Raw genomic sequence first — 26,933 nt, 5'->3', positions numbered from 1 at the left:
AATTTCCGCTTCGCTACAATTCCTTTCCCGCATCCCGCCGCCCGCTAAAGCATTGGCTGGCTAGGAGGAGAGGGGCCAGTGCATCACTTCGAGTGCCTGTGTAGCAGTGGCGGAAGGCCACCACCACCGGGAACAGTCACCGGATCGGCCGTCAATCCCGCTGCGGGCCGGCCGGATTGATGGCCGATCACCCCTCGGGGAACCCCGAGCATAGCACTGGAGTAACCGGCGCGGGAACCCCTTCTCGCAGAATCCTGCAACGTCGCTCGATCGAGGCATGGGGCGAATCTGTGAACGATTCCCAAACCCGCCACACGCCGGGCACTCCCCTGGTAGCGTCGGGCGTGACCGCATCCCAGGCGTGCGGGTGCATCAAACGATGCACTGTGTAGGCCGATCGGAAACCACAGACCCCCAGGGGGAAATCATGGCACCGCGTCAACTCCGCCCGCATCAGGTAGAAGCCGTGGAATCGGCCGTGCGCGCACTGGACACGCCGCCCGGCGGCATTCCCGCAAATGGCCTGCGCACAAAGGTCATTGCGGCGTGCGGGACCGGAAAAACCCTCATGGCGGCGCACTCCGCTATGCGCATCGCGAAGGGCGGCCGGATCCTCGTTGTCCTGCCGACCCTCGATCTGCTCTCTCAGACCGTCCGGGAATGGCGCGCCGAGGGGCACGAGGGTGACGCGGTCGCCGTGTGCTCTCTCGATGATGATCCGGTCCTCTATGAGGCTGGAGTGCGGGCAACGACCAACCCGATTCACCTTGTTCGCGGGTACGGAAAGGGGCCGGTGACGGTCTACGCCACGTATGCCTCACTCCGAGTTCTCCGCACTGCCTTTAGTGCAGAGTTCCGCGATAAGCACGGGGAGATGGCGCCTTTCGACATGTCGATTATTGATGAAGCGCACCGCACGTCGGGGCATCTCGGTAAGGCGTGGGCGGTCATTCATGACCAGTCGGCCATCCCGATTGAGCGGCGCCTGTACTTCACGGCGACCCCGCGGATTTGGCAGGAACGGCCGGAGCATTGGCAGGTGCGGGAGGGCGCGCGGGACCGGCTCCCGGCGGAGATGGCGTGCAGCATGGATGACGCCACCATCTTCGGGGCGCAGGCGTACGAGCTGGACCTCCCGGACGCTGTCAGCCTGGGCCTACTGGCCCGGTACCAGATCATCGTCATGGAGATTCGGGACCCCGAGCTGACGCCGGAGCGGCTGGCCGGGGAGGAGGGGAACGAGGAGGAGGTGCGCGGCCTGCGACTGGGGGCGCTGCAAGGTGCGATGCTGCGGACGGCGGCGGATTACAACCTCGGAAAGATCATCACCTTCCACCACAGGACGATCGAGGCCGAGGCGTTCTCAAAGGGGTTGGAAAAGAAGGCTCTTGAGCTGCACGCCGCCGATCCGGAGCGGTACCCGAAAGACGTGTGGGCGGGTTGGTTGCGGGGGGAGCATGAGGCGGCGTACCGGGCGCAGGTTCTCGGGGAGTTCGGGCGTACGGCGCGGCGGGCGGTGCTCTCCAACTGCCGGGTGATGGGGGAGGGGGTGGACTGCCCGGCGGTCGATGCGGTTGCGGCGTTGGATCCTAAGGGGTCGCCGGTGGATATCGTGCAGATGATTGGTCGGGCGTTGCGGCAAAAGCCGAATGCGGGGAAAGTCGCGTCCATCATTGTGCCGGTGTTTCTCGGTCCGGATGACAGTCCGGAAAACATGTGGACTTCCGCCTCTTACAAGCCGCTTGTGAAAATCCTTCAGGGCTTGCGGGCGCACGACGAACGGGCGGTGGAAATGCTGGCCGTTCCGACGGAGAACAGTGCGAGGAAGGCGGGGGAATGGGTAGGTCCGGAGTCTGAGGAAGGGGAGGAGGAATCCCGGATGCTGCTCCGTTTCTCTGCTCCGAAGTCCGCTGCGGCCGTCGCGAATCTCGTCAAGTACCAGGTACTTGACACTGAGCGTGAGGACTGGACTCGCGGGCTGGCGGCGGCGCAGCAGTGGGGGGCGCGGGAGGGGCATCTTCGGGTGCCGTTGGGTGCGATGGAGGGGCGGTATCCGTTGGGGCGGTGGATCCGGCGGCAGCGGGCGGCGTACTCGGCCGGGACCATGACGGGGCGTCGGGCGGCGGACCTTGATGCGTTGGGGATGGTGTGGGACCCGTCGGACGCTGACTGGCAGGACAACGTTCAGGCGGCGCGGGTCTTCTTCGGTCGGTACGGGACGCTGGCGGCCCCGCGCAGTGCGGTGGTGGCAGAGCCCGGCGGGGAGGCTGCGCGGGCGTTGGAGGGGCCGTCAGGGGCTGCGGGGCGGCCGGTGGGGCAGTGGCTGAGCAACTGCCGTCGGCCGGGCGCGCTGGCGCCGGAGCGGGCGGCGGAGTTGGCGGCGATTGACCCGGACTGGTGCCCGGCGTGGCCGGTGAGCTGGCAGCGCCACTACGCGTGGCTGCGGGCGCTGGTCACGACCGAGGGCGCGACGCTGGCGGAGATCCTGCCCGGGGTGACGTGGCACGGCGCGGACGTCGGCCGGTGGCTGGAGCAGCAGCGCCAGCCGGCGGCGTGGGACGCGCTGAGCGCGGAGCAGCGGCAGCGGCTCACCGAACTCGGGGTGGAGCGGGCGGCCGAGGCCGAGGTGGCGACGCGGCCGGCGGCCGGCGGCGGTCGGGCGGCGGCGTGGGAGCGCGGCGTGGCGGCGGCGCGGGTGTACCTCGCGCGGGAGGGGACGCTCGCCGGTGTGCCGAGGGGGCATGTGGAGGTGATCGTCCACGAGGGGGAGCCGCACTCCATCAAGCTCGGTGTGTGGCTGTCCAACCAGAAGAGCCGGGCGGCGAAGCTTCCGGCGGAGCGGGCGGTGGTGCTGGCCGAACTCGGGGTGATCTGACGGTTCGGCGGCACGCGAACGGGGCGACGCCGCGCGGCGTCGCCCCGTTCGCGTGCCGCTGCGGCGGGCTCGTGGTCCTGGTCCTGGTCCTGGTCGTCGAACACCCCTAAACCACCTCTGAACTGGGTTTTCTCCTCCGGGGTAGTGGTGGTGGAGGCCGGTTCGTCGACAGGCGGCCCGCCATGTCGGCACGGTGAGCACCGAGCGGCCCGCCCCATCTGAGGATGGGGCGGGCCGCTCGGTGCTGGTGGTCAGTTGCTGGAGGGCCGGTCGATGCAGGGGGCCTTGGCGCGGTAGCGGTCGCGGGTTTCGAGCCAGGGGGTCACGGTGTCGTGGCCGGTGCACTCGGTGCCCCCGCACTGCGGCCGGCTGTCGCTTGCGGGCAGCCCGTTGTGGAGTGCTACCCGTCCGTACGCTTCGTAGCGCTCCTGGCTCTCTTCTCCCCAGGCGATTGACCCGGCCAGCTCTTCCTTCGTCCAGCGCTCCGGAGGGGTGCCAGCGACCCAGGTGCGGCGGACCATTTGGACAAGGCGCCACTTGGGGAGCTTCAGCAGCTCGTTGCGTCGCGCGAGGTACTCCTCGGTGAGTTCCACAGGTTCTCTCCTTGGTGTGCACGTGCGGTGGTGCGGCCCGCCCGAACTCGGATGGGGCGGGCCGCTCGGTGCTGGTGTCAGCCGGTGGTTAGGGGTGGTCGTAGACCTCGGTGGGGTCGGCCTGGCTGGCGCGCTGCACGACCGACCGACCGTCGAGGGGCAGGGTGGTCCGGAGCGCTTCCAGCATGCTGGTGAGGGTGGTCGCGGCGTGGGCACGAGCCCACGCTCGGGCCGCCGTGAGGGAGTGCTCCGGCTCCTCCCCGAGCATCTTCTCGTAGGTGGCGTTCGCTTCCCGGACCGGCAGACGGTCGAGGATTTCGGCCACCATGACCCGCATCTCGTGAAGCGTCGCGGCGTACATCTCCGCGTGCGCGGTGCGCTCTGCCGGGGAGGCGTCGGGGGCGAGTGCCCACTCCCGGAGTCCATCAAGGTCGCTTGTGATTTCGGATGCGATGACCGCGGCGACTGCGGTCTCGGGGGTCTGCTGCATGTTGCTCTCCTGTCGTGTGTGGTCGGGTGCTGCACCACCCCGTCCGCCCCTACTCGGATGGGGCGGACGGGGGGCGGTGCATCGCTTCGGGTGCCTGTGTAGGGCCGCCCCTACTTGGATGGGGCGGGCCGTCGTCGGGCCCCTACAGGTGGAGTGAGGGCACTACCTGCCCGCGGGTGGCCCGCACTTCGTCGATCCAGCAACGGACCTTGTACCAACTGGCCTGTGAGTGGCTGGCCTGCGGGCCGTCGGGGCTCAGCAGTAGGCGCAGGGCGGCCAGTGCTTCGGGGCTGCGCGGGTCTGCGGCCAGGGTGACCAACTGGCGAGCGATGTTGATCGCGTAGCGGGCGGTCTCTTCGGCGTCGTCGAGGTCATCGGCCGGCAGGACGACGGAGAGCAGGTACTCGTGCTCCTCGGCGCCGGGCGGGGTGACGGTGGCGCGGGCGTCACCGTACCGGGGGCGGCGGACGGCTTCGGCCCACCACTGCCGGGCGGGGTCGATGCCCTTCTCGGTCGGCGTGTGGTCCTCCGAGGTCGAGGTCTTGGTCATGATCGGTACCTCAACCGGGATGGCTGACAAGTACATGATGTGCTCCTTTGGTCGTGATGTTGCGGTATGTGGCGGCCCGCCCGAACTCGGATGGGGCGGGCCGCCGTTGGCGCGGGCGTCGGCGCGGTTCCGCGGTCCCGAAAATAGACCTCCCGCAGCGCGGGGGCGGTCAGTTCGCGGAGCTTCCCCTCTCCGCCGGTCCGTTGGTCGAGGGTGGGGCGGGCCGGGGGCGCGGTGGGTTAGTGGCTCATGATGATCGCCGCGCCGATGGCCGCTGCTGCGGCGAACGCGGCGTCGCCCGCCCATCGCTGGATCTTCATTTTGCGGAGTGCGATCCGGCTGAGGGTCTGCGCGGTGGTGGTGCGGCGGTCCTGCCGCATGGCGGCGGTGATCTCTTCGGGGGTGGCGGTCGCCAGGTGGACGAAGGAGATCCTGTCGGTGGTGCCGCCGGGGGCGGCGAGTCGCGGCCGGATGACCAAGAGGGCCAACAGGACGGAGGCGGTCAACGCCAGGATGCCGGCGACTTCCGCGACCAGGGCGGCGCCGCCCGTGTTCCGGCCCATGAGTCCCAGCGCGGCGACAAGCAAGCCGTCCAGGGTCAGGATGTTGCCGCTTTTGCTGTCCGCCCGACCAATCTCGTTTTTGAGGTCAGATAAGACGTTCGCCCAGTTCTGCTCGGTGTACTCCATGATGTCCCCTCTGGTGTATTGGGTGCGGTCCGCCCCTACTCGGATGGGGCGGGCCGTCGTCGGGCCGGGAGCGGTGCTTGCTCAGAGGCCGAACTCCAGGTGGATCACGTCCGTGAGCGCCACCTCCTGTAGGCCGCTGGCGCGGGTGCCGCGGTCTTGGAAGTAGCTCGTGCGCAGCTCTTCGGCAAGTGCTTCGCGGAGCTTGTCTTCGGGCTGGCCCTCGGCCTGAGCGCGGATCAGGGCGGCGGCGGCGGCCGGCGGGAGGGCCAGCGTCAGGTACCGGATCCGGTCCTGATCGGTGGTCCCCGGGCCGCCGGTGTAGCCGAGGCGAGCGTGCAGCTCGATCATGAGCCCCTTGGAGTCGGCGGCGGCGCGGCGCGCCCGGGACTGGAGTCCGGGCTGCCAGCGGCTTCGGACTTCCGCGGCCAGTCGTGCGGCCAGCGCGGCGCGGGGATGCTTGATCTCCCCCGCCAGGTACCGCTCTACCGTGCGCTGGCTGACGCCGAGGAGTGCGGCGACGGGGGCCGTGCCTTTGCACTGGCGGACCAGGTACCGGACCTGTGCGCCTGCGGACTGCGGGAGCGGTTGCGTCCACGCCCCGCGGAAAGCTTCGTTGAGCGCTTCGCCTACCTCGCGCGCCATCACTCCCCCTCCTCTGCGTCGTCTCCGGCGGCCGCAAAGCCGTTCTTGACGTAGCGCGCGAGGTTCACCGCGCCGTACTTCTCCGCGGCTTCCTCGGCCCACAGGGACCCTTGCGTGCCCTCCCACTTGACCATTCCGGGGGAGACTCCGAGGCGCCACCCGCCCGGCACCGGCCGACCGTCGGGGTAGGGCAGGAAATCCAGCGGGGAGGGGCCGTTGCTGGCGTAGACCACGCAGTCAGCGCGCACCGCGACGGGGTACTGGCCGGTGGCAAGAGCGTGCTTGATCATCTTGCGGTGCATGTTGGTGCGCGACTGCGCGATGACGGCCGCCCGGATGTCGGGGCGCCACGTGGGCCGGGCCAGCGCGGGCCAGGGCTGGCCGGGGCGCCACCCACCGCCGCGCGGGCGCTGCTGAAGTTTGCCGATCCCGCCCTTGATGGTGCCCTTGATCGCGGTGAGCAGGATGGACTGCTCCTCGGTCGCGTCCGTCTTTGCCTGCGCCATGGCGTCCAGGAACGGTTGCGGCCCCATGTCGGGGACCACACCGAGTTCCGCCATCACGGACAGGTAGGCGTCCCGCAGACGCTCGTACCAGGGGTCCAGGTACCGGCCGGCCTCGGGCCGGAGCCAGCCCTCCAGCGGCGTCACCTCGTACCCCAGTTCCACCGCGTAGGCCACGGTGGGCGTGGCGTACCAGGCGGGCCCCTCGGGGGGTTCGCCGTGCGGGGTGAACGGGGAGGGCAGGCGGGAGGCGTCCAGGGTGTGCCACTTCCCGCCCGACTTGATCCGGCCGAGGTCTACGTGCGAGAGGTCCACCAGCCAGGCCCCGGGCGTCTTGGCGTCGAACACGGGGTTCGTGACGTGCTGCGGTGCCTGCGAGAGGCCAACGACCAACCCGTTCGCGGCGGCGGCGAACGCACAGTTCACATCGATGCCGACCACGTACCGCTGCGCGCACTCCTCGTCGGTCCGCAGCCGCGCCCAGTCGAAGTCCTCTTCAAACAGCCGCTCGGCCGGGCCGCGCTGGTGCCAGCGCGGCAGATCGGCCAACAGCGGGTGTCCGTCGGGCGCCTCGGGCGGCGCGCACTGGACCGGATCCGGCCCGAGGCTGCCCGGGTTGCACTCGCTGCGGCGGCGGCCCTCGGCATCCCGGGCCCGGCTGGCGCGGGTGCCGGGCCGCAGCGCGGTCATCAACTCCACCCCGTTGACCGCCGCCGCGCCGCGCGGCGTGATCACCCGCTGCGCGTACGCGGCCAGCAGACCCGCCAGCGCGGCCGGGTGCAGCTCGGCGGCCTGTCCCCACGTGCGGGAGTCCAACGCGTCCCACCCGAGGTGCGCGACCTGTACGCACTGCCGCGCCTGGCCCGCCTCCACCGGACGATAGATGCGAGTCCACGAGCTGACGCCCCGACGGGTCACCTTCCACGGCGAGCGGCCCAACTCGACTACGGCCGGGTGAGCGTCGTCGAGACGCCCGGCGTACCGCTCGTCCTCGGTCAACTCGGCGGGCAGGCCGAAGTACTGCGCGGCGGCGGTGGTGAGCACGAGCAGCGGGTCCGCGTCCCGTCCCCAGGGGTGCAGGCGCGGCGCGCCGAGGTGCGCCTCGGTCAGCGTCCACTCCACCAGCGCCGCCAGCGTCGTCGCGGGCACGTCGAGGACGACGCCACCGGCGCAGTACGCCAAGACCTGCCCGGCGTCGTCGATGTCCAGCACGGCGACGGGACCGTTGGCGTACTCCGCGGCAGCGGCGGCGGCTGCCCGCTTCGGTGCGGTCTTCCCGGCCGCACGCTTGCCCAACGGGCGCGCCGGGCGCGCCGGGCGCTCCGGGGCGGGGGCCGGGGCGGCAGACAGGGCTGCCACGCGGTCCGCGGGCATCGAGGGCGGACCCTCGGGCCGGGCCGCCGCAGCCTGCCCGGCGGCCCACGCAGGCACCACCGACTGCTCCGCCGGGGGCGGGAACATGCTGGCCAGCCCGCGTAGCAGGCGGGCGTAGGCGGCGCGGTGCGGCGGGCGCGGTTCGGTCGTGCCCTTCGGGGTGTCCCAGGATGCGGCCGTCTCCCGGCGCACGCCGCACGCCGCGCCCACCTCGGCGTGGGACAGACCAGCGGCCTCCCGCAGGCGCCGCCGCTCCGCACGGTCGGGGAGGTCCCCCTCCCGGACCTGCGCCAGCAACGCGTCCACCGCGTCGAATTGCTCGTGATCTTGCTCTGACATAGAGCATCACCTCCACACACCACCCTAGCGAAACGCACCGTCAGCCGTACACCGAAACGCACAACGGATCACACAAGAGAGTGCACAGTCCGACGCGTGAACGAATCCGCACCGCGCCCGCCCCGGCCAGCGACACGACCAGCACCGGCCCGACTCCCGGCACCGGTGCGCACTCCAACACCGGACACCGCAGCGAAAACGCCAGGTCAGAGCACGCGCGTACCGATCGACAATGAGCACCAGGACCACGACCAGGACCACGGGCCCACCGCCTGGCAGGCCCGAACCCGGCCCACGTCGGGCATCATGAACAGAGCAGCGGCCCGCCCCCAACTCGGATGGGGACGGGCCGCTACTGCTGCCAGCGGTCCTAGGCGACGACACCGCGCCGGACCGACGAAGCCGACGGGGCGTCCAGGTGGCGCACCATCCGCGCGACCATCCGGTCATGTGCGGCCAGCGCTGCCGCGCGCCGGTCCTCCAGGTCCTCCAGGTCCCGGGCGCCCCGGATCGCGTACGTGGCCCGCACCGCGGCGTCCGCCTCGCCACGGGCGGCCGGTACGAGGAGCGCCACTTGCACGGCCGGCTGCGCAATCGCGCTCCGAGTCTGGTGCTGGGCCGCCCGCAGCTCCTCCACCCGCGCGGCCGGCGCACCGGTGAGCACCGCGTCCTGGTGCTGCCACATGGCCCGGCGGTGATCGGACACCGTCACAGACAACGCCGTGACCGCGTCCACCTGCTCCGCGCGGCGGGCCACCTGGGCGTCGTGCGCCCGCCCCTGCGCCGCACCGAAATACCTGATCAGGGCGCCAAGGAGACGCCCCACAGTCGTGATGAGTGTGGTTGCCATGACTCCACACTGGCGCCAACTCCACATGCAGGAAAGGGAATGCGGCAGGTTTCCCGTTTCCAATCGCGCCCCGAACCGGCCCGGAATACCAAAGCGACCCGCCCCCAACTCGGATGGGGACGGGCCGCCGCTTCTCTACCGGTGGCGCCTACTCGCGCAGCCAGCCCAGGAACGCCGCCCACGCCGGGCGACCAACGCGGATCGGCTTGTCTGCGGCACTGCCGGCAACCTTGTCGTCCCTCACGGCGACGGGAGCCGCGCCGGCCGGCCGGGCGACGTACACGCAGCTATCCGGGTCGGAGTAGCCGCTCTTCAGGAACTCGGCACCGTGCCAGGGGCTCCAGGGGCCCCGCAGTGTGTCAGCCATGCCATGACCGCCTTCCGCGTCTCGCTAGGGGACAGTGCCCATCGTCCCAGCGTCGAGAACGCGGCGTACAGCCGGGTGATGTCCTCGGGGACGACGGTGTACCACCCGCCGATCACCGTCTCTACGTGCCCGACTCGCGGACCGCCCGACAACGCGTGCACGCTGAACGGCTCGGCATTGCCGGCAACGCTCGCGTCGTCCGGGAGCACTTGGACGATCACGCGGGGGTAGCGCTCCATGATCCCAAGGAGGTGCGCCACCTGGTGCTCGTGCACGTCCATCGTGGCGACCGGCTGAGTCAGCGCGGCCTCACCGACGATGAACCAGGCGTACGGCCCCTCTTCGCCGCTCCAGCGCCGCAGGAACTCCTGCGCCCGCTGCACGCGACTTTCCACCCGGCGGGCCACCTCTTCGGCGGGCAGGCTGGGAGTGCGGGACCGGATCGCCGCGGCGGCGTACGGGCCCGTCTGGAGGAGGCCCGGCACCAGCAGGGGGTACCACGCTCGGATGGTCTCGGCCGCGGCGTCCAGCGCGGCCAGGCGTGCCGTTGCCTCGGCCCCCATCCCGCCGGCCACCCGGCCCATTTCTGTCTGATCTGGTGCCCGGAGCGACCGGATCACATCGTCGTGCATGTGCCAACCTCCTTGATTCCGGGGGTGATTGGGTCTCCACCCAGCGTAGCGTTGTGAGACGTAGATCACACACCCCCCGGAATGGTGACCCCACGAAAACGGGCCCGGAATCCCCAGGGGATTCCGGGCCCGTGACGGGCGTTCAGCACTGCCGGAGAAAAACGCTCACGTTCCACACCCACGCCGCCCAGTCGCGCACGAGGGAGATCTCCGCCGCCGACTTCACCGGCACGAGGGAATCCAACGCCGCAAGTGCGGTGTGCAGATCTTCTTGTGACGCGTGATCAGGGTCGGGGACCGGCAGCGAATTTGGAGGGTAGTCGTCGGCCAGCAGCGCGCACGCTGCCGCTGAAATCCTCTCCGCCGCCCGCCCCACCTGTTCGTACTCCGCCCGCAGGATCGGATTCCGAGGAAGCGCCGCTACGTCCCAGGACAGATCCGCCATCGCGTCATCGTGGAATTCGGGCCCCTCTTCAAGTACCGCCACATTCGACGCGGACGTGATGGGGAGCCACGGGAGCCCGTACTCAGGGGTCGGTGCGCTGCTGCTCACGTATTCCTCCCAGGGTATTCATCAGGTGGCACGGTCACCGATATAGACCGTGGATTGGCACGCTATCCGACTCCCTACTCCCGCGAAACCCACACAAATTTTCTTACCCGTCCCGGTCTGCATTCGCTCCCACGTGTAGCTCAATGTCCGGCCGACGCGTTGTGCAGTTCCGGCGCCCACCTTCTCACCGTTGATCGAGAGCCAGGAACGCCGGGAGTTTTCACCGCGCGGCGGGTTCGTCCAAATCGCGGTCACCGAATTCACCTCATTCCGCCCCTCCAGGCGAATGCAAACCTGCGGGCCGCCGGAGAACGGGTGATGGGTGCAGGCGCTACTGTCCGCTGCGGCCGGAACGGCAGCGAGCGAGATAAGGCCGATCGCGATAGCGGCCACGATGGCGCGGCGCTGAATAACGTTGCAAGTCACATAACAACAACGACGCAGAGACAAGATAGGCACGGCGGAAAACAAAGGGCCCGAACCTGAGCGGTTCGGGCCCTTTGTTTCGCTGCTCTCAACTCGGATGAGAGCAGCGCCTTTCACTTCCCGGAGTTTCCTTTATCTTTTCGGGAGCCGTGAGCTTGAATCCCGTCGGCGACAGAATTCCCATTCTTCTTTCCGCCGCCTCCCTGCTTTGGTGTTCGCGTCCCGTGAGTTTGAATGCCTCGCGCCACCATGCCCGCCGCATTGTCCGCGATTTTCACGCTGGCAATTCCGGCTTTTGCGCCACCCTTTGCGGTGCGGAGTGCGACACCGGAGACGATATCGTCACCGTATCCGGGGACGAATCGGAAGATGGAAACTCCCGCACCAATGGAAACGATGATCACAGTGATTCCCGCGGCCACCACAGAAAAGGATCCCTTTCCGCGTTCAGCAGTGAACACGTTCGCGATCCCGAGTGTCGCTACGAGAATCGGCTCCATCATGATCAGTGCCGCCATGAGGCCGGACCAAAGCCGAACTTTCCCCCACAGCTTCCGATCCACCAGACCCGAGTAGACCACCGGCGCGAAAACCCCACCCACGTAGAGCGAGGTGGATCGGAGAACCAGCAGCAGCCAAAGCGCGCCGGAAAGAGCGATGATGAGAATGGAGACGCCGAGGAGAACGAGCGGACCGCCGCCGATTCCTTCCCCGCCCTTCTCCAGCGAATCAGCGAGAGATCCGAAAAGCTCCCCGGCTGACGTTCCGCCGAATACCCGGGTGACCGCGTCTACAGCCTGCACGGTGATGTAGAGCGCCAGCGGCGTGAATGCGGACGCCGCCACCGTGAGCCACAGGAGGCCGATAGCCTCCCCTATGGCCGTGGTGAGCCGCGCCCCGCGTACGGCCCGCTTGGCGACCGCGATAAGCCACACCACGAGCGTCAGCACTGCCGACCCTGCGAAAACTACGGCGTATTGCTGGAGCCATCCGCTTTTGGTGAAATCGACTACGAGCGGCCCATGGTCGAGACTGTTCGCCAACTGGCGACTAATCCAGGCTGCGCCGTGCGCTGCCGACTTCGCGAATTGCGTCAGCGGATCCAGGCTAGCGAATGGGTCCGATGGCGCCTGTTTTCCCTGGCATTCCGCCTGTGCCCCGGCGGGCATCCATGAGCATGGATCGTCGGCCAGAATCACAATTCCCCCTCCTCAGTTTCAGTTAGCGAGATGTAGACGCGGGGCCACCCCGCGCCGTTGTGTGGTGCGCGCCGGATACGTACCCGGCCGGCAGCATGCAGCCGCGCCGCGATGCTGCGCACGCTCGTATCCGGTAGTCCGGTCCGCTCCCGGATAGCCGTGATGGTGATCTCCTCCCCTCCCTGGAGCAGCGCCAGCACTGCGGCCCGCGCGTCCCCATGTCCACGTCTACCCCTACCCCGCGGCGGCGTCCGACCGAGTGCCGGAGCGGCTACTCGGTCCTGGCAGACCGCGGCCACCGGACAACGGTGACAGACCGCGGCGGCGGCCTCCAGGGCGCGCCGGGTCGGCCGGGCGGCGGCATCCGTGAGGGCGTCGAACGTCGCCAGCTCGGCCGCGCACTCAGCGCGGCCCGCATCCGTCGGCGGGGGGAGGGGATCTGTGTGCATCAGGGCTCCAAAAGCGGGGTTTCGGGGGCCTCCCGGATTTGGCCTGTCGGGCCTGTCATCGCAGGTCACAGCCTGTCGGACGGCCTGTCGGACGGCCTGTCGCGATTCTGGCGGCGAAGAGCGCGACGGGCCGCCCGACAGGCCGCCCGACAGGCCGTCCGACAGGTCACGACAGGTCGTCAAGGGCGGCCTGGAGGTCCTCCAGCCGGTAGGCGGTCGGGCGGGGGTTGGCAGGCAGACGGATCGTCGGCACGGTCAGCCCCGCGTCCTGGAGCAGCGCCTTAATCTCCCGGCCCGCGAGGGCGAGACGGTCCTCGCGGTCATCCCACTGACACCACCGCTGCGGATCTTGCTTGGCCAGCTCCTCAACGATCTGTGCCACCGTCAACGTCTCCACGCTCTTCTCCTCGAAGAGATCAACCAGCGTCCGTGCGAACGGCGGCATTGGGGCACTGGACGGGGCGGAGGACTCGTCATCCCGCAGGGTCGGCCGCCCCTCGGCCGCCACCCGCTCTTTGGCACGCTTCAGGGCAGTTTCCGCATCCAGCGGAATCACGTACCGCAAAATCGGCTCACGGTACTTTTTCGAAATGATGTAGCACCGCCCGGAATCCCCGGGGTCCTCCTCATCACCGGCCACCAGGATATGAGGGAGCCATCCCTCGGAAATTGCTGTCGGCCGCCCGACTACTACCGGCACATCTGGTTGGCGGCAGGGCAGCATGATTCGAGTGTGGAAGGAGTCGGCAATAGAGTCACCGAGAACATCCTCGGTAGCGTCTTGCGTCATGACGACAAGGAAGATTTTCGCTTTCCGCCCAATCCGCAGCAGGTTAATTCCGGTCTTTACCGCACCGCTGGGAAGCTGCGGCCACTCATCAACAAACGCGACAATGGCCGGGGCTTCCGGGGTCGCTTTATGCACCTCTTGCGTATCAGGCAATGCCGCGATCCGTGCTTTGGCGCGCTTCTCCAGCCGCTTTAGCAGCGCCTCGGCGGCCTTATTGGTGTACGCGGTTTCTACCGCAGCACTCCTGAGCGGCCCTAGCCCACGGCCTGAGGTGTCAATGTCCACGGCGACGGCGTCGCGGCACGCGGTGATGTGATCGGCAATTGAGCGCACCGCCATGGACTTGCCACCGCCGGTATCGGCGACGATCAGAATGTGACCGCCCACCACGATGGGGGTTGAATTCCCGTCGATGGAGACGGCGAACGGCTCGATCGGATCGAGGAGGGAGCGGGAATTGGGGGCGTAGGTGGGATATCCCGGAGGGTTGGCGAACGGGTCGGTTACCAGCGCTCGCAGCGTCACCTGTGCCGTGTCCTCCCGGGAGCCAGCGATGAGCGTGCGCCCCGCCCCGACCCGGAATGCACGGTCCAAGTCGGATGACTTTTTCAACAGGTCAGCCGCGGTGCCATCGCTCAGGATGAGAGAGGTCTGCCACCCCCACGGAGTCCGCTGCGCAGTACCGATTTCCTCGAACCGAATCCGGGTCTTGATGCTCTCCTTCAGCAACGCCCGCCGGATCCGCTCGTGGGCAATCTGGGCGTCGGACACGTCCCGCAACGCGGTGGGCCCGGAAAGATCCTCCTGCTCTTCCTGCTCTGCCTGCTGCTCCGGTGTCAGGTCAGAAAGCGGCGTCGGGTCCAGCTCCGGCCGGAGCAACCTCTCCGGGATCGGACGCTGCCCCAAAGCCGGTTCCTGGCCGCCCTTCCAAAACGTCAACCCGAGGCCGATAGGCACGGCGAGAAACAGCGTTTGCGGCACGGTGTACGCCATTCCCGCGGACGCCGCCGCAATGGTGGTCAATCCGACCACGCGTCGTGTTCCGCTCATTCCGCGCGCCCGTCGAATTTGATCCCGCGATGGCTGCGCCGGAGAGAACTCGACTTTCAGAAGGTCTTTCAGTGCGCGCTCACGCGCCTTACGTTCGGCGCGCAGTGAGGTGATTTCCTGCTTTTCCGCGTCCGTCCAACCATCCTCGGCCGCACGCAATTCGAGCTTGCGAATCCGCTTGTACACTTCGTCAAGCTCTTCGCGGGCAGTCTCGCGTACAGACTCATGCACCTTGAGTTGACGCTCCACGAGGATGCGGCGAATTTCTTCGTCGCTCTGGTGGCCTGTCGTCACGGTGTGTCGGATGCCAGCCGACATATTCTTTGCACCAGCCTTGAACCGCGCCATGACACCCTGCGCCCCATTGGGGTTTCCCTCGGATTCCTCAGGGCTTTCCGGGGACTCCTCGGCGGCCTTTTCTAGGCTCACCGCGCCCGCCTCTTCCCGAGTCTCCTCTGTGGCGTTCTCTTCACGTTCTTTACTCATTACGCTTTCTCCGCACTCGCGCCGGGATAGAGAACGGGCCCCGAGGTGTATCTCCTCGGGGCCCGGACTTCTCCTACTGGAAGAACTTGCCGATCGTCTCAGTCCCGATGGAATTGAGCAGCGGCACGATAGTGATCGCACCGAGGAACGGGCCAAGCGTCAGCCCGCACGGGGCGCCCCATCCGATTTCCTTCTTGGGGCGGCGGCGTGCCGACTTCCAGACGACGAATCCGACGATGAGCCCGGCCAGCATGAGAACCGCACCGTAGGCGTTCAGGGTGCCGAATTCGGCACTCTGGGTCTTGGCTACCTGCGTGGCACCGACGCCCTTTTCAAGGGCCCAGTCGCCAGCCATTCCCACTTTTCCGCGCGTCCAGGTCAGCGCGGTACCGAGTAGACCCCCGGCGCACGCTCCGGCCGCCGCAAAGGACGCCGCGGAAATAGCGAACGGCACCAGAGTGCTCCACTGCCGGCTCTTGCTCTTCGTCAGGAACATTGCGATTCGCGCTACCAGGATCAGGAATCCCACCGCGAACATTCCGAGCGTGACGGTCTTTCCCATTATTTGGTCCCCCCTGCGATGACCTGTGCGATTGCCATTACTGCGGTGATGAGTGCGGGCGGGTAGAAGAACGGCGCAATCAATACACCGAACACCAGCGTCCGCGTGAATTGGTTTTTTGCGTACCAGTGCGCCACCAGGGACAACAGCAGCAGAATGAACACCATTCCGGCGCCGCTGGTGCCACCCTGCTCCCGGCTGTAGTACCAGAGAAAGAGCGCTCCGGCCGGGCCCGTGGTGAACACCGCCACCTTGAAAGCGCGGCCGGTGGGCCGGTACTTCAGCCAGTCCTTGAACCAACTGAGGTCCCAATTCCGCTCCTTGGGAGCGGGCGGCGGGGTTGCCATGTCCCGCAGGTACTCCGCGGCGTCCCGGATGTTCTCCGCCGCTTCCGCCATCGTGGCGTCACCGGCCGGCTGAACCGTGTGCCACTCCGGCTCACCGGTCCGGTCGTGGTCGCCGTGACCGTCACGGAGTTGGCGCTCCTCGCCCTGGTTCTGGCCGTGCGGGTCGGTCATCGCATTCCCCTGGTAGCGGTGGTGGTGAGCCCCAGACGCGACCACAGCCACGCGCGCACGCGCAACTCGTCACCACCCCAGCAGCGGGTGTTGACGCCCCGGCGACGGTCGGCCGGCCACGGGTCGGCGGGCGCGTCGCTCGGGAGGATCGTCCGGGTGTAGTAGGGCGTGTATGCCATGCTGGTCATACCTCCTAATGGCCAATCGGAGGGGTGCGGCGGGGTCCACTCCCCGCCGCACCGCGGGTTTCTACTCCGGCAGCACAACCTGGTGCAGCGGGTCTTCGCGCCAGTCGTAGCCGTCGTCAATCAGCTTCAGGGCGTCCGCCCGGTAGCCGGATGCGGTGCCGTTCGAGCAGCGGAATGCGCTCTCAATCTCGCCCGTCGTCACGGTCTCCGGGCCCCCCTGCGAACGCGCTTCCTGCATGTGCCGGGCGACACGTCGAATCGTGCGCTGCCGGTCCGTCAGTCCGAGGGCATCACCAAGGACGGTGATCGCCAGTTCGGCGCGCTGCTGCTGCACAGTCATCTGCGCCGTGCGCAGCTGCGACTCTTTGATCTTCGCTTCCCGGTCTGCGGCGGCGGCAAGGCGGTTCTTAGCCTCCTCTTCTTTCTCGGCCGCCGCCGCGGAGCGGCCTGCCGCCACCTCCTGACGGCGGGCCAGCTCCTCCGCCGCCGCCACGTTGGCCTCCTCCTGCCGCAGCGCCCGTGCCTGGTCCTCGGCCGCCTGGCGCCTCAGCGCCGCCGTACGGGCCGTCTCCGCAGCTTCCTCTTCCTGGTCGGCCAACCGCTGCTCCTCGGTCGCGGCACGCTGCGCGGCGGACTGTTGCGCACTCGCCTGGATCGCAGCGGTGGCGGCCACCCCTTCGGCGTGGGCCACGGCCGCCAGCCGCTCGCCCTCACTCTGCGCCGCCAGCACGTCTACCTCGTTCTGCGCCCGCAGCTGCTCGTGCTGGTCGCGCAACCGGGCCATGGCGTCCTCGTGGTCCTGGAGGCGCTGCTCCTCGGCGGCCTCCCGCTCCAGCGCCCGGCGCGCACGGGCGGCGGCGTGCCGCCGCTGCTGCTCCTCCCGCCGCATCTGCGCCGGGAGTTGCAGGGCCTCCTCCACGGTGACGCCGTGCCGGGCCAGCCGCCTCGGGAGGTCATCCAGCACCGTCACCCGCCCTGGATCATCCTCCGTTTCATCCTCGGTGCCGGCGGCGGCCCGCCGCTCCTCCTCGGCCCGGCGGTACTCCACGTACACGTCGTGGACGGCCAGTCGGCGGCGCTGCTCCCGCACCTCCTCGTAGGTCAGACCCCACTGCCGCATGGTTCCGAGGATTTCCCACGTCTCCGCGCGCCGCAGGATCCACGCCTCCCACGGGATCCGGTCGCCCCGCTCCCGCTCCTCCTCCAGCCGGGCCACCTTCGTGATGCGGTAGCGCAGCCCCTCAGCCATGCCGACGAACACGGCGGGCATCAGGGAGTGGCTGATCAGTCGTGACGGGTCCGCTGAAAGGGCGTCCAGCACACTGGGGCTGCCTGGCATGGAGTTGGCCGCCGCCGCGATGTTCAGGTACACGGTGAAGGCGGTCAGCGCGTGCGCGGCCCACCGCAGCATCCGCTTCGGAGTCCCCCGCCACAGCATGAACAAATCGAAGGCGTAGAAGCCGATCACCGCGCCATCGACACCGACCGGGAAGGCGTAGGCACCCCAGTCCCCCCACTCCGCAAACCCCCACCGGCGCGCCGCCTCCACGAGGTTCATGTAGGACAACGAGAACCCAACGCCGCCAGCCGCGCCGCCACCAAGAGCGGCAGCGCCCTTGACCAACATCGGCGCGGGCCGGTCCGCCTGTCGCACCGGCCGGCCGGCCGCCGGCTCCTCGACCGAGGCCGCGTCGGCGACAGCGGGGATAGGCACCTCGGCCGCGGGCGCAGGCTCCTTGACGGACGGGCGGCGGAACCGCCGCCGGAGCCAACCATCAGGCCCAGAGTCCGCGGTGCGCTGCTCCGGCCAGTCGGGGGCCTGGTCCGGCCAGTCTGCGCCGACCGGCGCGTCAGGCTCGGTGTGGGTGGTCACGTACTCCTCCTAGTAGTGCGGGTCCGGTGAGTGCCCCGGGCCGGATCCGATCCGGCAGCATCGCGCCGGGTCCGGGGCCGTGGTGCCAGCTACTTGCAGAGCAGGATCACCAACAGGATGACCGGCCCGCCAAAAATGCCCATCAGGTTGATCACGTCCATGACGATCCCGTCGCCCCCGCCGCGCCGCGCCATCGGTCAGCGCTCCCGGGGCTGGTTGCTGATCGTGCCGTGGTTGTCACCGGCCACGTAGGCAACGTGGGCGTTGTCGCCGTTGAACACGGGCGCGTTGTGGACGTTGACCGCCCCCACCTCCCCGGCCTGCACGATGCCCCCCGCCTCACTGTCGCGCGTCTCGTTGCTGGTCTGACCGTCGCTCATTGGGTCCCTCCCTGTCTGGCTGGTGCCGCCGCCGGGTGGCGGCGGCCAGTGCCCCGGGCCGGATCCGATCCGGCAGCATCACGCCGGGTCCGGGGCCGTGGTGCTCAGTCGTCGCCGGTGCCCCAGTAGCGTTCCGGGACCAACCCGGCGCTGAACTCGGCAGCCTCATACCGATAGTCCTGCGCGTGCTCCCGGCAGGTCCGCGCGGCGGCGCGGGCTTGCGCGCGGATCTCCGGCGAATTCTCCGGATCGGCAGCGAAGCGCCGCGCGCTCAGCGCCGCTTCGTCCGCCCGCCGCGCGGCGGCCAGCCGGTCCTCGGCCAGCTCGGACAGCGGGATCCCCCACAACGTCCGTTCGCTCACGTCGCTCACGGTCATGCCTCACGAACTCGGGACGAGGTGACCGTGCCCCCCGGCTCCTGCGCCAGCGCGGCGGCCTCGGCACCGCTCAGCAGCGCGTCTCCGGACTCGGCCGGCCCGACCCCGTCACCCCGGTACGTGACCTCCTCCCCGCTGGACGTGCGCACGGTGACCTCGGCCTCGTAGTAGCGTCGGTTGCTCATGTGTCCCTCCCTGTCTGGCTGGTGCCGCCGCCGGGTGGCGGCGGCCAGTGCCCCGGGCCGGATCCGATCCGGCAGCATCACGCCGGGTCCGGGGCTGATCTCAACTCGTAGGATTTCGCGGGGAGTTCGGGCCGGTGGCCTGCCCGGAGGTGCGCTTCCGGCCCGTCGTCTCAGCCGGTCACCGCACCCCCGTGCCCTGGCACGGGCCGCACGACTCCCACTCGTCGCGCTGCACCTGCCGACCGTCCGGGGCCATCTCCAGCCGGGTGCGGACATTGCCCCTGGTGCCGCCGCAGTTGTCGCAGGGCCTCGGCTGGTAGTGGTCGCTCACTTCGCCCACCCCTTCCGGCGGCGGGGGAACCCGTTCCGGTCGAGGGCGTCAACGGGGTCAGCGGCGGCACGGCGGGAGCCGCGCCCCCGTGCGGCGCTGGCCTCGGCCTCCTTGCGGGCCGCCCGGTCGGTCGCGGACTCACGGCCCGCGTACCGGGTCGCGGCCAACTCCCGGTCGGCACCGGGGCGCAGCCAGTCGAATCGGCTCACTGCTGCTCACCCCGCTCCGCGCGGATCTGCTCCGCGAGGTCCTCGGCGCGGTCGGCCGCGGCGTCGGACGCGAGGGCCCGGACCTCGGCCAGGCTGAGCGGCTGCGGGGGCGGGGGCGGGGGGGTGGTCATCTCGGAGTTGGTGCTGACGTTACGATCCCTCATGGATCGCACCTCCTGTGTACGCAGGGGTTCGGTCTAGGCCCTCGGCGTGTTCCAGCACGCCGGGGGCCGCCCCATTTCTGGGGCGGCGCCCTCGGGCCGGGCACCACCATGACACAGGCTGCACCGGCGGTGCAAGGGCGACACTGCCGGTGGTTCGTGGCAGACTCTCCCCCATGACCGAAATCCCTGAGGACGCCAAGGCGGAGACTTTGCGCGTACAGGCAGCCGCCCTGCGGGCCGTACGCGAAGCGGGCGCACCGCGCGTCGCACTGCTCAAGCAGGCCGACGAAGAGCTGAACGAGACGGTGAAGCCGGTAGTGCTCGCCGCTGCGCGAACCGGCGCGGCTCCCAGTCGCATTCGGGCCGAGGCGCACATCGGCACGAGCCTGCTCTACCGGTGGATGGAGGAGGCCGGCATTCCCATCCGGGCGAAGAAGCAGACCCCCAAAATCAAGCCATGAATCATGGGAGTTGCCCATATGCGCAGTACAGAGCAGCATTTACGGCTCACCGTGGCCGCCCTGATGTACGCCACGGGCGAGACGCAAGCGGACCTCGGGCGCGGCCTCGGCCTCAGTCAAGGGCAGGTCAGCCGGAAGCAGTCCGGGGGCGGGACCCGCGGCTCGGCGTGGTCACTGGCTGACCTGGATCGACTCGCAGCCCATTACGGCATCCCCGTACCGGAGTTGCTGAGGGGCGCCGACCATGCCATCAGGCAGCTACCGGCGGTGCGCCGGGCAGCAACGATCGGCGGGACACAGGCCACGATCACGCCCCACGATCCGGGCGGAGCGTAGTCTCCCCTACACCAAACGTAAATTGACCCGCCGGGTGATCCCGGAGTTGGCGCTCCGGGCGGCGGGTCAGACCGAGTCAGGTCTCCGGCGAGTGTACCCATGGACACGCCCGCCACGCGGTGCACCGCAATGGAGGCCGGAAAGGAAAGCCGGATGTCCGGCAAGTACACCCCAACGAGCGTCACGGCGGCCGGGGTGGGGGTGGCCCGGTGAGCCTCGAAGCGATGGTGTGGGTTCTCAGCGGTGACGCCCCGGTGGCCGATGTATCCGAGTACGCGGTATTGGGCGCGATGGCAGACAAGGCCGACTCGGACGGGTGCGGCACCTGGCTATCGAAGGAGACGCTGGCCGCACGGACACACGTCAGCGAAGAGCAGGTCAAACGATGCTGGCGGAACATGACAAAGCGGGGCCTTATCGCTAAAGGCGACCAAAGGCACGTAAGGCATTACCGGGCCGACCGACGCCCCGTCGTCTATGACCTGCTGATCCCGTACACGTGGTTCAGCAACATCGACCGGATCAACGCGGACCGGCAGCGTCACGGCCTGCCTCCGCTCACCCCCGCCGACCGCCCCCCCATCGCGCCCGCCCCCGCGAAGAAGGCGCGGGCGGACAAGGGGAAGCCTCGCCCGAAGAAGTCCACGGAGAAGGCCCCGCCCGACCAGGGCAGCAACGAGCGGGGGAACTCTGAGTTCCCCCGCTCCGAGGCTCCCGAGACACCCGACGGGGGAACTACGAGTCGTCCGCGGGGGAACTACGAGTCGTCCGCGGGGGAACTGCAAGATCCCCAATACAGTCAGGGCACTCAGTCAGAGGACTCAGTCAGTCGGGGGGGGCTTCCCGTCCGTCCGTCCATGCAGGAAGTACACGTGCCCATGGGCGCGACGGACGGACGGACGGACGCGGGCAGCAACGGGGAGACACAGGAGCAGACCGCGGCCGACAGCGATCGAGGGGCGCGACGGATGCTGACTACACCGGGCATGGACGTGTTGCGGCAGGTCGCGGAGCGACGGCCGGAGTTGGCTCTGTCCGGCAAGGTGCTCTCAGACCAAGCCCGTCACGTGAACGAGTTGGTCGCAGAGTCCGAGGCGGCCGGCGACGGTTGGACGGTCCCCCAACTCGTTGCCGCGCTGGCAGTCCCCCTAGACAGTCCGATCCGGAAGACTCCCGGCGCGGTGATCAGCCACCGAATCAGCCGACTGCCGCTCACACCGCACACCGCGGCCGGCATGCTGCCGGAGCAGGCCAACGGTTCGCCGCAGCCCCTTTCCGCCGACGGGCGCACCGCTGACGACGCGATGACTCCGCGCCTCGGGAGGCGCTGCCCGGACTGTGGAGCGGACTCTCTTGGCGGTGCGCGCTGCCCCGCGTGCCTGGGGTGGCCGGAGTGTGAGGGGGGGTGTGGGCGCAGGCAGGAGAAGGGGGGAACGTGCGACTCCTGCGAGACGCGCACCTACTACTCACGCATCGCGCCGCCGACTATCGACGGGACTTGCCCCGGGATCGACGGCACAACCTGCGGTAGGCCGGTGATCAGCCTGGGCCTGTGTAGGCACTGCACGGTGATCGCGGAGCAGCGGCGAGCGGCCATCGCGGCGCAGCAGCCCCAACAAGCCCCTCTACCGCCGTTCTAGCGGCCGATCGGCGCACCGTCGAGGAAAGGCCACCCGGCGGTGCGTTCGGTGCCCTGAGGGGCGCTGAGGGGCCGCGACCGGCACCTGTGGGCGGCGGCGCGCGGTTGCTGGCCGCCCTGGCGCAGGCATGAGGGACTGTCCGGCCGGGAACCTCGGGGTTAGAGGCCGGGCCAGTCCGCGCCGGTGCGGTACCCGGCCGCCGGGAGGTGGGCACGATGACGCGGCGACGCTGCATCGAGTGCGGTACGAGACTGCCCGAGGCCAGCCTCGCCGGCGGCCGGCCGCAGCTCTACTGCTCGGCCCGCTGCCGAGGCCGCCACCGCCGCCTCGGCCGCCACCAGGACCAGCGCGCCGAACGGCTGGAGGCCGCGGCCGAGGAGCGCTACGCACTGCGGGCCGATGCGTTCGCCGTCGCGCGGGCCGCCCGGGACCTGGCCGCCGCGCTCGATGCCGAGGCGCAGCTCCGCCCCGGGGACCAGCCGGCCGGGTGGCTGCGCCCGGAGCCCGAACTCGGCCGGCCCGCTGCGCCGTACACCCGCGCCGTCCTGCCGCTCCTGGCGGCCGTGCACCAGGCCGTGCACCAGGCGGTCGCCGTTGACCGGGCCGCCGGGCACACCTGGGACGCTATCGGCGGCGCGCTTGGCGTCAGCGGCGATACCGCCGCGCGCCGCTACCAACTCGCCGTACCGGGAAGGAAGTCAGCATGAAGAACAGGGGAGTTGACCCTCTGGCGCTCACCGTTGCCGCGGTGGTGGCCGGTGGTCTGTACGTCTGGTCCGGCGACGGGCGCCACTCCTGGTTGGTTGACGCGCTGGTAACGCTGATGGCCAACACCGCCGGGCTGATGGCTTTCCTCGGTGTGCGGGCAGCGGGCGCGCGGCTCGAAGGGCGGCACCGTACGTCACCTCGGTGACGTACGCGGCGGTGATCGGCGCCCGTCGGCATGCTGGCCCGCCAGCATGCCGACGGGCTGGTTTGCTGGCCCGCCAGCATGCGGGTGAGCTGGCATGCTGGCATGCCAGAGGAGACGCGGAAGGGGCACACGATGGCCAGACGTACGGCCGTGATCAACAATCGGGGAGGGGTAGGCAAGTCCGACGTGGCGCTGAGGCTCGCTGCCGCCCTGGCGAAGCGGGGCCGGCGGGTTGGCCTTATCGACTTCGACCCGCAAGGGAACCTCTCCCGCCGGGCAGGCTGGGTCTACAACCCGAACCAGCGACAGATCACAGTGAGCGAAGCGGTTCAGGCCGACCGGGTCGGTGCCCTTGCACAAGTCTGGACGCCGGTCCGGTGGAACGTGGAGTACGCCAGCCGAATGGTGCTCGCTCCAGCCTGGTTGGAGTTGGAGAACCGTTATTCAGAAGCCGGGTTGGTCGGTGCGCACCTGAGGCTGGCCAAGGCGTTGCACGGCTCTGATGACGACCTTGACGACGTCATCATTGACTGCCCCCCCAGTCTGTTCCACCTGACGCAAATGGCGTTCGCGGCCAGCGACGGTGCCCTGTTGGTGACCCGTGCGGAAATTGACGCCATCCTCGGCGCCCGTCGCGTGCGCGAATTCATCGGGGACAAGAAAGAAGCGCTGCACGCTGACGATCTCACCATCGACGGGGTGATCATCAACGACTACGACCAGGGCCGCCCGCGACAACGCCAGCAACTGAAGAGCGCCCGCCGCATGTTCGGGAACCTCGTATGGGATCCGGTCATCGCTCACCGTGAGGTGATCGCGAACGCCTCAAACGATCATGTGCCGCTGGAGCAAGCCAACGGGTCTCAGGTCAACCAGGCCGTGGCCGCGTTCGAGCTACTGGCCGACACCTACCAGAAGAGGACCGCCGCGTAATGGCCCGCCGCCACCAATTCGAGACCCCCGACGACGTACCCGAGGCGCCGCTCACCCCGAACTCCGCCGGCGTCCACGCCGGCGCCGACCTCGGCCGCCGACCCAAGAAGCGTCAGAGTGAATGGCGGTCCTTCAGCAGCTACCTGCCGGAAGACCTCCAGCGGGAGTTCCGCGCCGCGTGCATCATGGCCGGCATCGAGGTCCGGCAGGGCCTAGACGAAGCGGTCCGCGCCTGGGTGGACGCCCGAAAGGCCAGCTAGCAGCGCGGTGTGCCTGCATGCTGGCATGCAGGCACACCACGCCATCGTGACCCCACCGCCCCCCGGCCGTTGTTCAGACATGAAGATCACAACGATGACCGCCGCCGGGGTTGCCGCAGCGCTGCTGCTCCCCTTCAGCGGCGCTGCGCCGGCCGCCGCATCCGGCACCGCCACCCAGCACGGCCACACCATCCAGGTGGAGGGGCACGGTCTCTACGTGGGCAGCGTCACCGCCCGGAGCGCGCCCTCCCATCGCCCGTGGTCGTACGCCCGGCTGGTCCTGGAGCAGCGCGGCGGCCGGGTAACCCCCGTGCGCACCTGGACCCCTGCGGACCACAACGGCTTCAGTCCGGAGACCGACGTGACCACGTGGCACCTGGGCCGCAGCTACCCGGACGGGTCCCGCCTGTGTGTCGAGTGGAGGCACCGATCCGGCCGCGCCTGCATGATCATCCACCGCTAAGACCGGCGGCGGCCCGACACCCCCACGGGCCGCCGCCCCGGCGTACCGTTGACAAATGGATCACGACACCCCCAACTCCCCGCCGCCCACCTCCCCTTCAGCCGCGGTGCCACCCGCCGCTCCGCACGGTTGGATGCTGGTCCCCGTCCCCGCGCCCACCCCCGAGGCCGCGCCGCCGACCCCGGCGCCCCCACCGCACCCCCACTCCGAGGCCGCGCCGCCGCCTGGGGCACCACCCCGCCCGCCCGGTCCTGCCCCGGCGGGACTCGCGACGGTGGAGGACCGCACCTACGCCACACTCATTGATATCGCTATCGGTGTTTCGCTCACACAGGCGTATTCGCTCACCCTCTCCATGATTGGATGGATCCCGAATTTCCTGTTCTGGATTCTCGGCGGAAACTATTCCGCCACGGTGAACGGCGGATATTGGGCAATCGTCCTCGGTTGGTGGGGATGGCAATGGAGTCTCCGCGGACGCACAGGGCAATCCGTCGGACAACGAATCATCGGAATCCGCGTCGTCGATGAAGAAACTCGAAAGCCGATCGGCCCGGTTCGCAGCATTGTCCGCTCCCTCACGCACGCTATTGACGCCCTCCCCCTGTGCGCCGGATATATTCGCCCCTCGTGGGACCGGCAGCGTCAAACCTGGGCAGACAAAATCCATCACACCATTGCCATCAATGCCGCAACCGAGAAAGAGCCTACACAATGAGACGGAAAGCCTTGCGTCTCATTCTCGGCATCCCGGAATGATCCAACACCGGTAAACGCAAGCCTCCTCGGGTGGGTGAGAGGGAGCGCGGAGCACAGCCACCCCGGCAAAGCCGGAGTACCCCCAAAGTCGCACCCCGGCAGGGCGCCAGGCGCCCAGTCTCAATGGTCCCTCAGGACCGACCACGGACGCCGGGGGTCTGCTCTCACGGGCCCCCGAACCGGCTCTCCTCCCGGCCAGCCAGCCAGCGTGCCAGCCAGCCAACGTGCTAGCTGGCTGGCACGCTGGCTCGTGTCCACACCCCCGCCGCCAGCCCCTGCGGAAGCCCATCGACGCCCAGGAAGGCGTCTATATGCCCCTCAGAGCGCCTAGCGTTCATAAATGGCACAAGATACCTAGGGGTGGATTGTGGCGCCCAGGGCGCCACACAGCGCGTCCGAGAGATCACCCTCCAGCCCCGAGACGCGTTCCCTGGCCCCCGAGACGCCGCCCCGGCCTCCCGAGGGCACCCCGGCAGCACCCGAGGGAGCACCCCCGCCGCCGCGGTTACCGACCCTCGGGCATAGGGGCTCGCAAAGATGTCGCGGCTGGCTGTTCGCAGCCTTTTCCGCGTGGCCGAGATTGGGCTATCCGCGCAAAAGAAACAAAGAAATCGGGTAGGGTCTTCCCTGGGTTACCGAGGTCACCAAAAGGGGAGATATCATGTCCGCCAAAGAAAATTCCGAGCAGTCCAAAGAGCTGCCAGACATCTACGAGACTCGCCAAGGTCACGCAATGCGTGAAGCCATGGCAGCCGGCGACCGAAGCCAGTACGAGCGAATCAAAGGGCACGTCCTCAGGGAAAGCGCGACAAGCGCCGAAGAAGCTCGTGTTCTTGCTGACATGATGCACGCGGCTGAGCTATTCAAGGAAATGACCGAGGCGCAGACTGGGGGAGAGAAAGACGCGATTGCCCGGCGCATGAGGGATGAATGCTCCCACCGTGCATGCATTAACGCCATGGCCGCTGGTTATATGCAATCCGGCCTGCGTGAGGGGCTACCGGGGAAGGCTCTGGATCAACTCCTAAAGTGGGTTGACGAATTGGAACTAGGGCCGGAGATTCGGGAATTGGTCGGAAAAATTGAGCGGCTTTCAGAGTGAGGGAGTAGCCCCTCGGTTCGTGGTCCACCTACACAGGTAGACCAAGTGATGCATGCCCGCGCCGCCCGTTCCGATAGGCGGCGCGGAACTATTCTGACTGACGGGTGGTCAGGTGACGGCGAGAGGGAGGGGTGTCCGCCCGCTGACCCTTCCGCGTCGGCGAGCAAGAGGTCCGGTGAAGTGGTTCCCGTGGCGCGCATCCGGTGCTATGCTCGGGGTTCCCCGAGGGGTGATCGGCCGTCAATCCGGCCGGCCCGCAGCGGGGTTGACGGGTCGCCCCTGGTGACTGTTCCCGGTGGTGGTGGCCTTCCGCCACTGCTACACAGGCACTCGAAGTGATGCACCGGCCCCTCTCCTCCTAGCCAGCCAATGCTTTAGCGGGCGGCGGGATGCGGGAAAGGAATTGTAGCGAAGCGGAAATT

At 68.8% G+C, this 26,933-nt stretch carries 32 protein-coding genes; 10 read left to right on the top strand and 22 right to left on the bottom strand.

Going from position 1 to position 26,933, the window contains the following annotated elements:
• Positions 1-379 precede the first annotated feature (379 nt).
• Positions 380-2,875, top strand: coding sequence for a Helicase associated domain protein (locus ACJ6WD_RS40035; RefSeq protein WP_407617704.1), 2,496 nt, complete (start codon positions 380-382; stop codon positions 2,873-2,875).
• 251 nt (positions 2,876-3,126) lie between these two features.
• On the opposite strand, the gene ACJ6WD_RS40030 is transcribed toward ACJ6WD_RS40035, so the two are convergent.
• The 22 genes from ACJ6WD_RS40030 to ACJ6WD_RS39925 form a co-directional block, all read right to left on the bottom strand.
• Complete coding sequence (locus tag ACJ6WD_RS40030; protein WP_407617703.1) at positions 3,127-3,468, bottom strand: hypothetical protein; 342 nt, start codon at positions 3,466-3,468, stop codon at positions 3,127-3,129.
• An 88-nt stretch (positions 3,469-3,556) separates the two neighbouring features.
• Positions 3,557-3,958 (bottom strand): hypothetical protein, encoded by a 402-nt coding sequence (locus ACJ6WD_RS40025; protein ID WP_407617702.1) that lies wholly within the window; start codon positions 3,956-3,958, stop codon positions 3,557-3,559.
• Between the two features lie 142 nt (positions 3,959-4,100).
• Positions 4,101-4,544: a hypothetical protein gene (locus ACJ6WD_RS40020; protein WP_407617701.1), complete on the bottom strand. Its 444-nt coding sequence runs from the start codon at positions 4,542-4,544 to the stop codon at positions 4,101-4,103.
• Positions 4,545-4,747: 203 nt separating this feature from the next.
• Positions 4,748-5,197, bottom strand: coding sequence for a Pycsar system effector family protein (locus tag ACJ6WD_RS40015; RefSeq protein ID WP_407617700.1), 450 nt, complete (start codon positions 5,195-5,197; stop codon positions 4,748-4,750).
• 81 nt (positions 5,198-5,278) lie between these two features.
• Positions 5,279-5,839 carry a telomere-protecting terminal protein Tpg gene (tpg, locus tag ACJ6WD_RS40010; RefSeq protein ID WP_407617699.1) on the bottom strand — a complete coding sequence of 187 codons (561 nt, stop codon included), beginning with the start codon at positions 5,837-5,839 and terminating at the stop codon, positions 5,279-5,281.
• Positions 5,839-8,055, bottom strand: coding sequence for a telomere-associated protein Tap (gene tap / locus ACJ6WD_RS40005; RefSeq protein ID WP_407617698.1), 2,217 nt, complete (start codon positions 8,053-8,055; stop codon positions 5,839-5,841). The genes tpg and tap overlap by 1 nt, the downstream gene beginning before the upstream one ends.
• Before the next feature lie 370 nt (positions 8,056-8,425).
• Positions 8,426-8,905, bottom strand: a complete 480-nt coding sequence (locus tag ACJ6WD_RS40000; RefSeq protein ID WP_407617697.1) for a pRL2-23 — start codon at positions 8,903-8,905, stop codon at positions 8,426-8,428.
• 148 nt (positions 8,906-9,053) lie between these two features.
• The gene (locus tag ACJ6WD_RS39995; protein WP_407617696.1) at positions 9,054-9,272 is read right to left on the bottom strand and encodes a DUF397 domain-containing protein; all 219 of its coding nucleotides are present in this window, start codon (positions 9,270-9,272) and stop codon (positions 9,054-9,056) included.
• Positions 9,218-9,904, bottom strand: coding sequence for a DUF5753 domain-containing protein (locus tag ACJ6WD_RS39990; protein WP_407617695.1), 687 nt, complete (start codon positions 9,902-9,904; stop codon positions 9,218-9,220). Before ACJ6WD_RS39990 ends, ACJ6WD_RS39995 begins: the two co-directional genes overlap by 55 nt.
• A 142-nt stretch (positions 9,905-10,046) precedes the next feature.
• Positions 10,047-10,457, bottom strand: coding sequence for a hypothetical protein (locus ACJ6WD_RS39985; RefSeq protein WP_407617694.1), 411 nt, complete (start codon positions 10,455-10,457; stop codon positions 10,047-10,049).
• A 539-nt stretch (positions 10,458-10,996) separates the two neighbouring features.
• Entirely contained in the window at positions 10,997-12,082 is a 1,086-nt protein-coding gene (locus ACJ6WD_RS39980; RefSeq protein WP_407617693.1) for a hypothetical protein, read from the bottom strand.
• Between the two features lie 615 nt (positions 12,083-12,697).
• On the bottom strand, positions 12,698-14,857 hold the full coding sequence (locus ACJ6WD_RS39975) for a type IV secretory system conjugative DNA transfer family protein (RefSeq protein WP_407617692.1): 2,160 nt from the start codon (positions 14,855-14,857) through the stop codon (positions 12,698-12,700).
• 73 nt (positions 14,858-14,930) lie between these two features.
• Entirely contained in the window at positions 14,931-15,419 is a 489-nt protein-coding gene (locus ACJ6WD_RS39970; RefSeq protein ID WP_407617691.1) for a hypothetical protein, read from the bottom strand.
• On the bottom strand, positions 15,419-15,937 hold the full coding sequence (locus tag ACJ6WD_RS39965; RefSeq protein WP_407617690.1) for a hypothetical protein: 519 nt from the start codon (positions 15,935-15,937) through the stop codon (positions 15,419-15,421). The genes ACJ6WD_RS39970 and ACJ6WD_RS39965 overlap by 1 nt, the downstream gene beginning before the upstream one ends.
• Positions 15,934-16,125 carry a hypothetical protein gene (locus ACJ6WD_RS39960; RefSeq protein WP_407617689.1) on the bottom strand — a complete coding sequence of 64 codons (192 nt, stop codon included), beginning with the start codon at positions 16,123-16,125 and terminating at the stop codon, positions 15,934-15,936. The genes ACJ6WD_RS39965 and ACJ6WD_RS39960 overlap by 4 nt, the downstream gene beginning before the upstream one ends.
• A gap of 61 nt (positions 16,126-16,186) precedes the next feature.
• Complete coding sequence (locus tag ACJ6WD_RS39955; RefSeq protein WP_407617688.1) at positions 16,187-17,998, bottom strand: DUF2637 domain-containing protein; 1,812 nt, start codon at positions 17,996-17,998, stop codon at positions 16,187-16,189.
• Positions 17,999-18,195: 197 nt separating this feature from the next.
• The gene (locus ACJ6WD_RS39950) at positions 18,196-18,378 is read right to left on the bottom strand and encodes a hypothetical protein (RefSeq protein ID WP_407617687.1); all 183 of its coding nucleotides are present in this window, start codon (positions 18,376-18,378) and stop codon (positions 18,196-18,198) included.
• A 104-nt stretch (positions 18,379-18,482) separates the two neighbouring features.
• Entirely contained in the window at positions 18,483-18,749 is a 267-nt protein-coding gene (locus ACJ6WD_RS39945; RefSeq protein WP_407617686.1) for a hypothetical protein, read from the bottom strand.
• A gap of 2 nt (positions 18,750-18,751) precedes the next feature.
• On the bottom strand, positions 18,752-18,940 hold the full coding sequence (locus tag ACJ6WD_RS39940) for a hypothetical protein (RefSeq protein WP_407617685.1): 189 nt from the start codon (positions 18,938-18,940) through the stop codon (positions 18,752-18,754).
• Between the two features lie 178 nt (positions 18,941-19,118).
• Positions 19,119-19,271: a hypothetical protein gene (locus ACJ6WD_RS39935; RefSeq protein WP_407617684.1), complete on the bottom strand. Its 153-nt coding sequence runs from the start codon at positions 19,269-19,271 to the stop codon at positions 19,119-19,121.
• Positions 19,268-19,480, bottom strand: a complete 213-nt coding sequence (locus ACJ6WD_RS39930) for a hypothetical protein (protein ID WP_407617683.1) — start codon at positions 19,478-19,480, stop codon at positions 19,268-19,270. The genes ACJ6WD_RS39935 and ACJ6WD_RS39930 overlap by 4 nt, the downstream gene beginning before the upstream one ends.
• Entirely contained in the window at positions 19,477-19,644 is a 168-nt protein-coding gene (locus ACJ6WD_RS39925) for a hypothetical protein (RefSeq protein ID WP_407617682.1), read from the bottom strand. The genes ACJ6WD_RS39930 and ACJ6WD_RS39925 overlap by 4 nt, the downstream gene beginning before the upstream one ends.
• A 173-nt stretch (positions 19,645-19,817) precedes the next feature.
• Between ACJ6WD_RS39925 and ACJ6WD_RS39920 the strand changes: the two genes are divergently transcribed.
• The 9 genes from ACJ6WD_RS39920 to ACJ6WD_RS39880 all read left to right on the top strand — a co-directional run bounded on the left by ACJ6WD_RS39920 (position 19,818) and on the right by ACJ6WD_RS39880 (position 26,511).
• Positions 19,818-20,105 carry a hypothetical protein gene (locus ACJ6WD_RS39920; protein WP_407617681.1) on the top strand — a complete coding sequence of 96 codons (288 nt, stop codon included), beginning with the start codon at positions 19,818-19,820 and terminating at the stop codon, positions 20,103-20,105.
• An 18-nt stretch (positions 20,106-20,123) separates the two neighbouring features.
• Positions 20,124-20,441 (top strand): helix-turn-helix domain-containing protein, encoded by a 318-nt coding sequence (locus ACJ6WD_RS39915; protein WP_407617680.1) that lies wholly within the window; start codon positions 20,124-20,126, stop codon positions 20,439-20,441.
• Positions 20,442-22,296: 1,855 nt separating this feature from the next.
• Positions 22,297-22,788 carry a hypothetical protein gene (locus ACJ6WD_RS39910; protein ID WP_407617679.1) on the top strand — a complete coding sequence of 164 codons (492 nt, stop codon included), beginning with the start codon at positions 22,297-22,299 and terminating at the stop codon, positions 22,786-22,788.
• A complete protein-coding gene (locus tag ACJ6WD_RS39905; RefSeq protein WP_407617678.1) occupies positions 22,785-22,994 on the top strand; it encodes a hypothetical protein in 210 nt (69 codons plus the stop codon). Before ACJ6WD_RS39910 ends, ACJ6WD_RS39905 begins: the two co-directional genes overlap by 4 nt.
• A gap of 132 nt (positions 22,995-23,126) precedes the next feature.
• On the top strand, positions 23,127-23,927 hold the full coding sequence (locus tag ACJ6WD_RS39900; protein ID WP_407617677.1) for a ParA family protein: 801 nt from the start codon (positions 23,127-23,129) through the stop codon (positions 23,925-23,927).
• The gene (locus ACJ6WD_RS39895) at positions 23,927-24,187 is read left to right on the top strand and encodes a hypothetical protein (RefSeq protein ID WP_407617676.1); all 261 of its coding nucleotides are present in this window, start codon (positions 23,927-23,929) and stop codon (positions 24,185-24,187) included. Before ACJ6WD_RS39900 ends, ACJ6WD_RS39895 begins: the two co-directional genes overlap by 1 nt.
• Positions 24,188-24,266: 79 nt before the next feature.
• Positions 24,267-24,650 (top strand): hypothetical protein, encoded by a 384-nt coding sequence (locus tag ACJ6WD_RS39890; protein WP_407617675.1) that lies wholly within the window; start codon positions 24,267-24,269, stop codon positions 24,648-24,650.
• 274 nt (positions 24,651-24,924) lie between these two features.
• On the top strand, positions 24,925-25,368 hold the full coding sequence (locus ACJ6WD_RS39885) for an RDD family protein (protein WP_407617674.1): 444 nt from the start codon (positions 24,925-24,927) through the stop codon (positions 25,366-25,368).
• Positions 25,369-26,070: 702 nt separating this feature from the next.
• The gene (locus tag ACJ6WD_RS39880) at positions 26,071-26,511 is read left to right on the top strand and encodes a hypothetical protein (RefSeq protein ID WP_407617673.1); all 441 of its coding nucleotides are present in this window, start codon (positions 26,071-26,073) and stop codon (positions 26,509-26,511) included.
• Positions 26,512-26,933: the final 422 nt, after the last annotated feature.

This window comes from Streptomyces sp. VTCC 41912 (genome assembly GCF_045799175.1).
Lineage (GTDB): Bacteria > Actinomycetota > Actinomycetes > Streptomycetales > Streptomycetaceae > Streptomyces > Streptomyces albulus_C.
This window is presented reverse-complemented; position numbering and strand designations above follow the sequence as displayed.

What these genes read in the sequence shown, in the direction of transcription:
- ACJ6WD_RS39920 (WP_407617681.1), top strand. Translation starts at nt 19,818, where the DNA reads ATGACCGAAATCCCTGAGGACGCCAAGGCGGAGACTTTGCGCGTACAG.
- tpg (WP_407617699.1), bottom strand. Translation starts at nt 5,839, where the DNA reads ATGGCGCGCGAGGTAGGCGAAGCGCTCAACGAAGCTTTCCGCGGGGCG.
- ACJ6WD_RS40025 (WP_407617702.1), bottom strand. Translation starts at nt 3,958, where the DNA reads ATGCAGCAGACCCCCGAGACCGCAGTCGCCGCGGTCATCGCATCCGAA.
- ACJ6WD_RS39910 (WP_407617679.1), top strand. Translation starts at nt 22,297, where the DNA reads ATGACGCGGCGACGCTGCATCGAGTGCGGTACGAGACTGCCCGAGGCC.
- ACJ6WD_RS39940 (WP_407617685.1), bottom strand. Translation starts at nt 18,940, where the DNA reads ATGAGCAACCGACGCTACTACGAGGCCGAGGTCACCGTGCGCACGTCC.
- ACJ6WD_RS39900 (WP_407617677.1), top strand. Translation starts at nt 23,127, where the DNA reads ATGGCCAGACGTACGGCCGTGATCAACAATCGGGGAGGGGTAGGCAAG.
- ACJ6WD_RS39915 (WP_407617680.1), top strand. Translation starts at nt 20,124, where the DNA reads ATGCGCAGTACAGAGCAGCATTTACGGCTCACCGTGGCCGCCCTGATG.
- ACJ6WD_RS39970 (WP_407617691.1), bottom strand. Translation starts at nt 15,419, where the DNA reads ATGGGAAAGACCGTCACGCTCGGAATGTTCGCGGTGGGATTCCTGATC.
- ACJ6WD_RS39880 (WP_407617673.1), top strand. Translation starts at nt 26,071, where the DNA reads ATGTCCGCCAAAGAAAATTCCGAGCAGTCCAAAGAGCTGCCAGACATC.
- ACJ6WD_RS39995 (WP_407617696.1), bottom strand. Translation starts at nt 9,272, where the DNA reads ATGGCTGACACACTGCGGGGCCCCTGGAGCCCCTGGCACGGTGCCGAG.
- ACJ6WD_RS40000 (WP_407617697.1), bottom strand. Translation starts at nt 8,905, where the DNA reads ATGGCAACCACACTCATCACGACTGTGGGGCGTCTCCTTGGCGCCCTG.
- ACJ6WD_RS39895 (WP_407617676.1), top strand. Translation starts at nt 23,927, where the DNA reads ATGGCCCGCCGCCACCAATTCGAGACCCCCGACGACGTACCCGAGGCG.
- ACJ6WD_RS39965 (WP_407617690.1), bottom strand. Translation starts at nt 15,937, where the DNA reads ATGACCGACCCGCACGGCCAGAACCAGGGCGAGGAGCGCCAACTCCGT.
- ACJ6WD_RS39925 (WP_407617682.1), bottom strand. Translation starts at nt 19,644, where the DNA reads ATGAGGGATCGTAACGTCAGCACCAACTCCGAGATGACCACCCCCCCG.
- ACJ6WD_RS39905 (WP_407617678.1), top strand. Translation starts at nt 22,785, where the DNA reads ATGAAGAACAGGGGAGTTGACCCTCTGGCGCTCACCGTTGCCGCGGTG.
- ACJ6WD_RS40020 (WP_407617701.1), bottom strand. Translation starts at nt 4,544, where the DNA reads ATGTACTTGTCAGCCATCCCGGTTGAGGTACCGATCATGACCAAGACC.
- ACJ6WD_RS39890 (WP_407617675.1), top strand. Translation starts at nt 24,267, where the DNA reads ATGAAGATCACAACGATGACCGCCGCCGGGGTTGCCGCAGCGCTGCTG.
- ACJ6WD_RS40015 (WP_407617700.1), bottom strand. Translation starts at nt 5,197, where the DNA reads ATGGAGTACACCGAGCAGAACTGGGCGAACGTCTTATCTGACCTCAAA.
- ACJ6WD_RS39960 (WP_407617689.1), bottom strand. Translation starts at nt 16,125, where the DNA reads ATGACCAGCATGGCATACACGCCCTACTACACCCGGACGATCCTCCCG.
- ACJ6WD_RS40035 (WP_407617704.1), top strand. Translation starts at nt 380, where the DNA reads ATGCACTGTGTAGGCCGATCGGAAACCACAGACCCCCAGGGGGAAATC.
- tap (WP_407617698.1), bottom strand. Translation starts at nt 8,055, where the DNA reads ATGTCAGAGCAAGATCACGAGCAATTCGACGCGGTGGACGCGTTGCTG.
- ACJ6WD_RS39950 (WP_407617687.1), bottom strand. Translation starts at nt 18,378, where the DNA reads ATGAGCGACGGTCAGACCAGCAACGAGACGCGCGACAGTGAGGCGGGG.
- ACJ6WD_RS39975 (WP_407617692.1), bottom strand. Translation starts at nt 14,857, where the DNA reads ATGAGTAAAGAACGTGAAGAGAACGCCACAGAGGAGACTCGGGAAGAG.
- ACJ6WD_RS39990 (WP_407617695.1), bottom strand. Translation starts at nt 9,904, where the DNA reads ATGCACGACGATGTGATCCGGTCGCTCCGGGCACCAGATCAGACAGAA.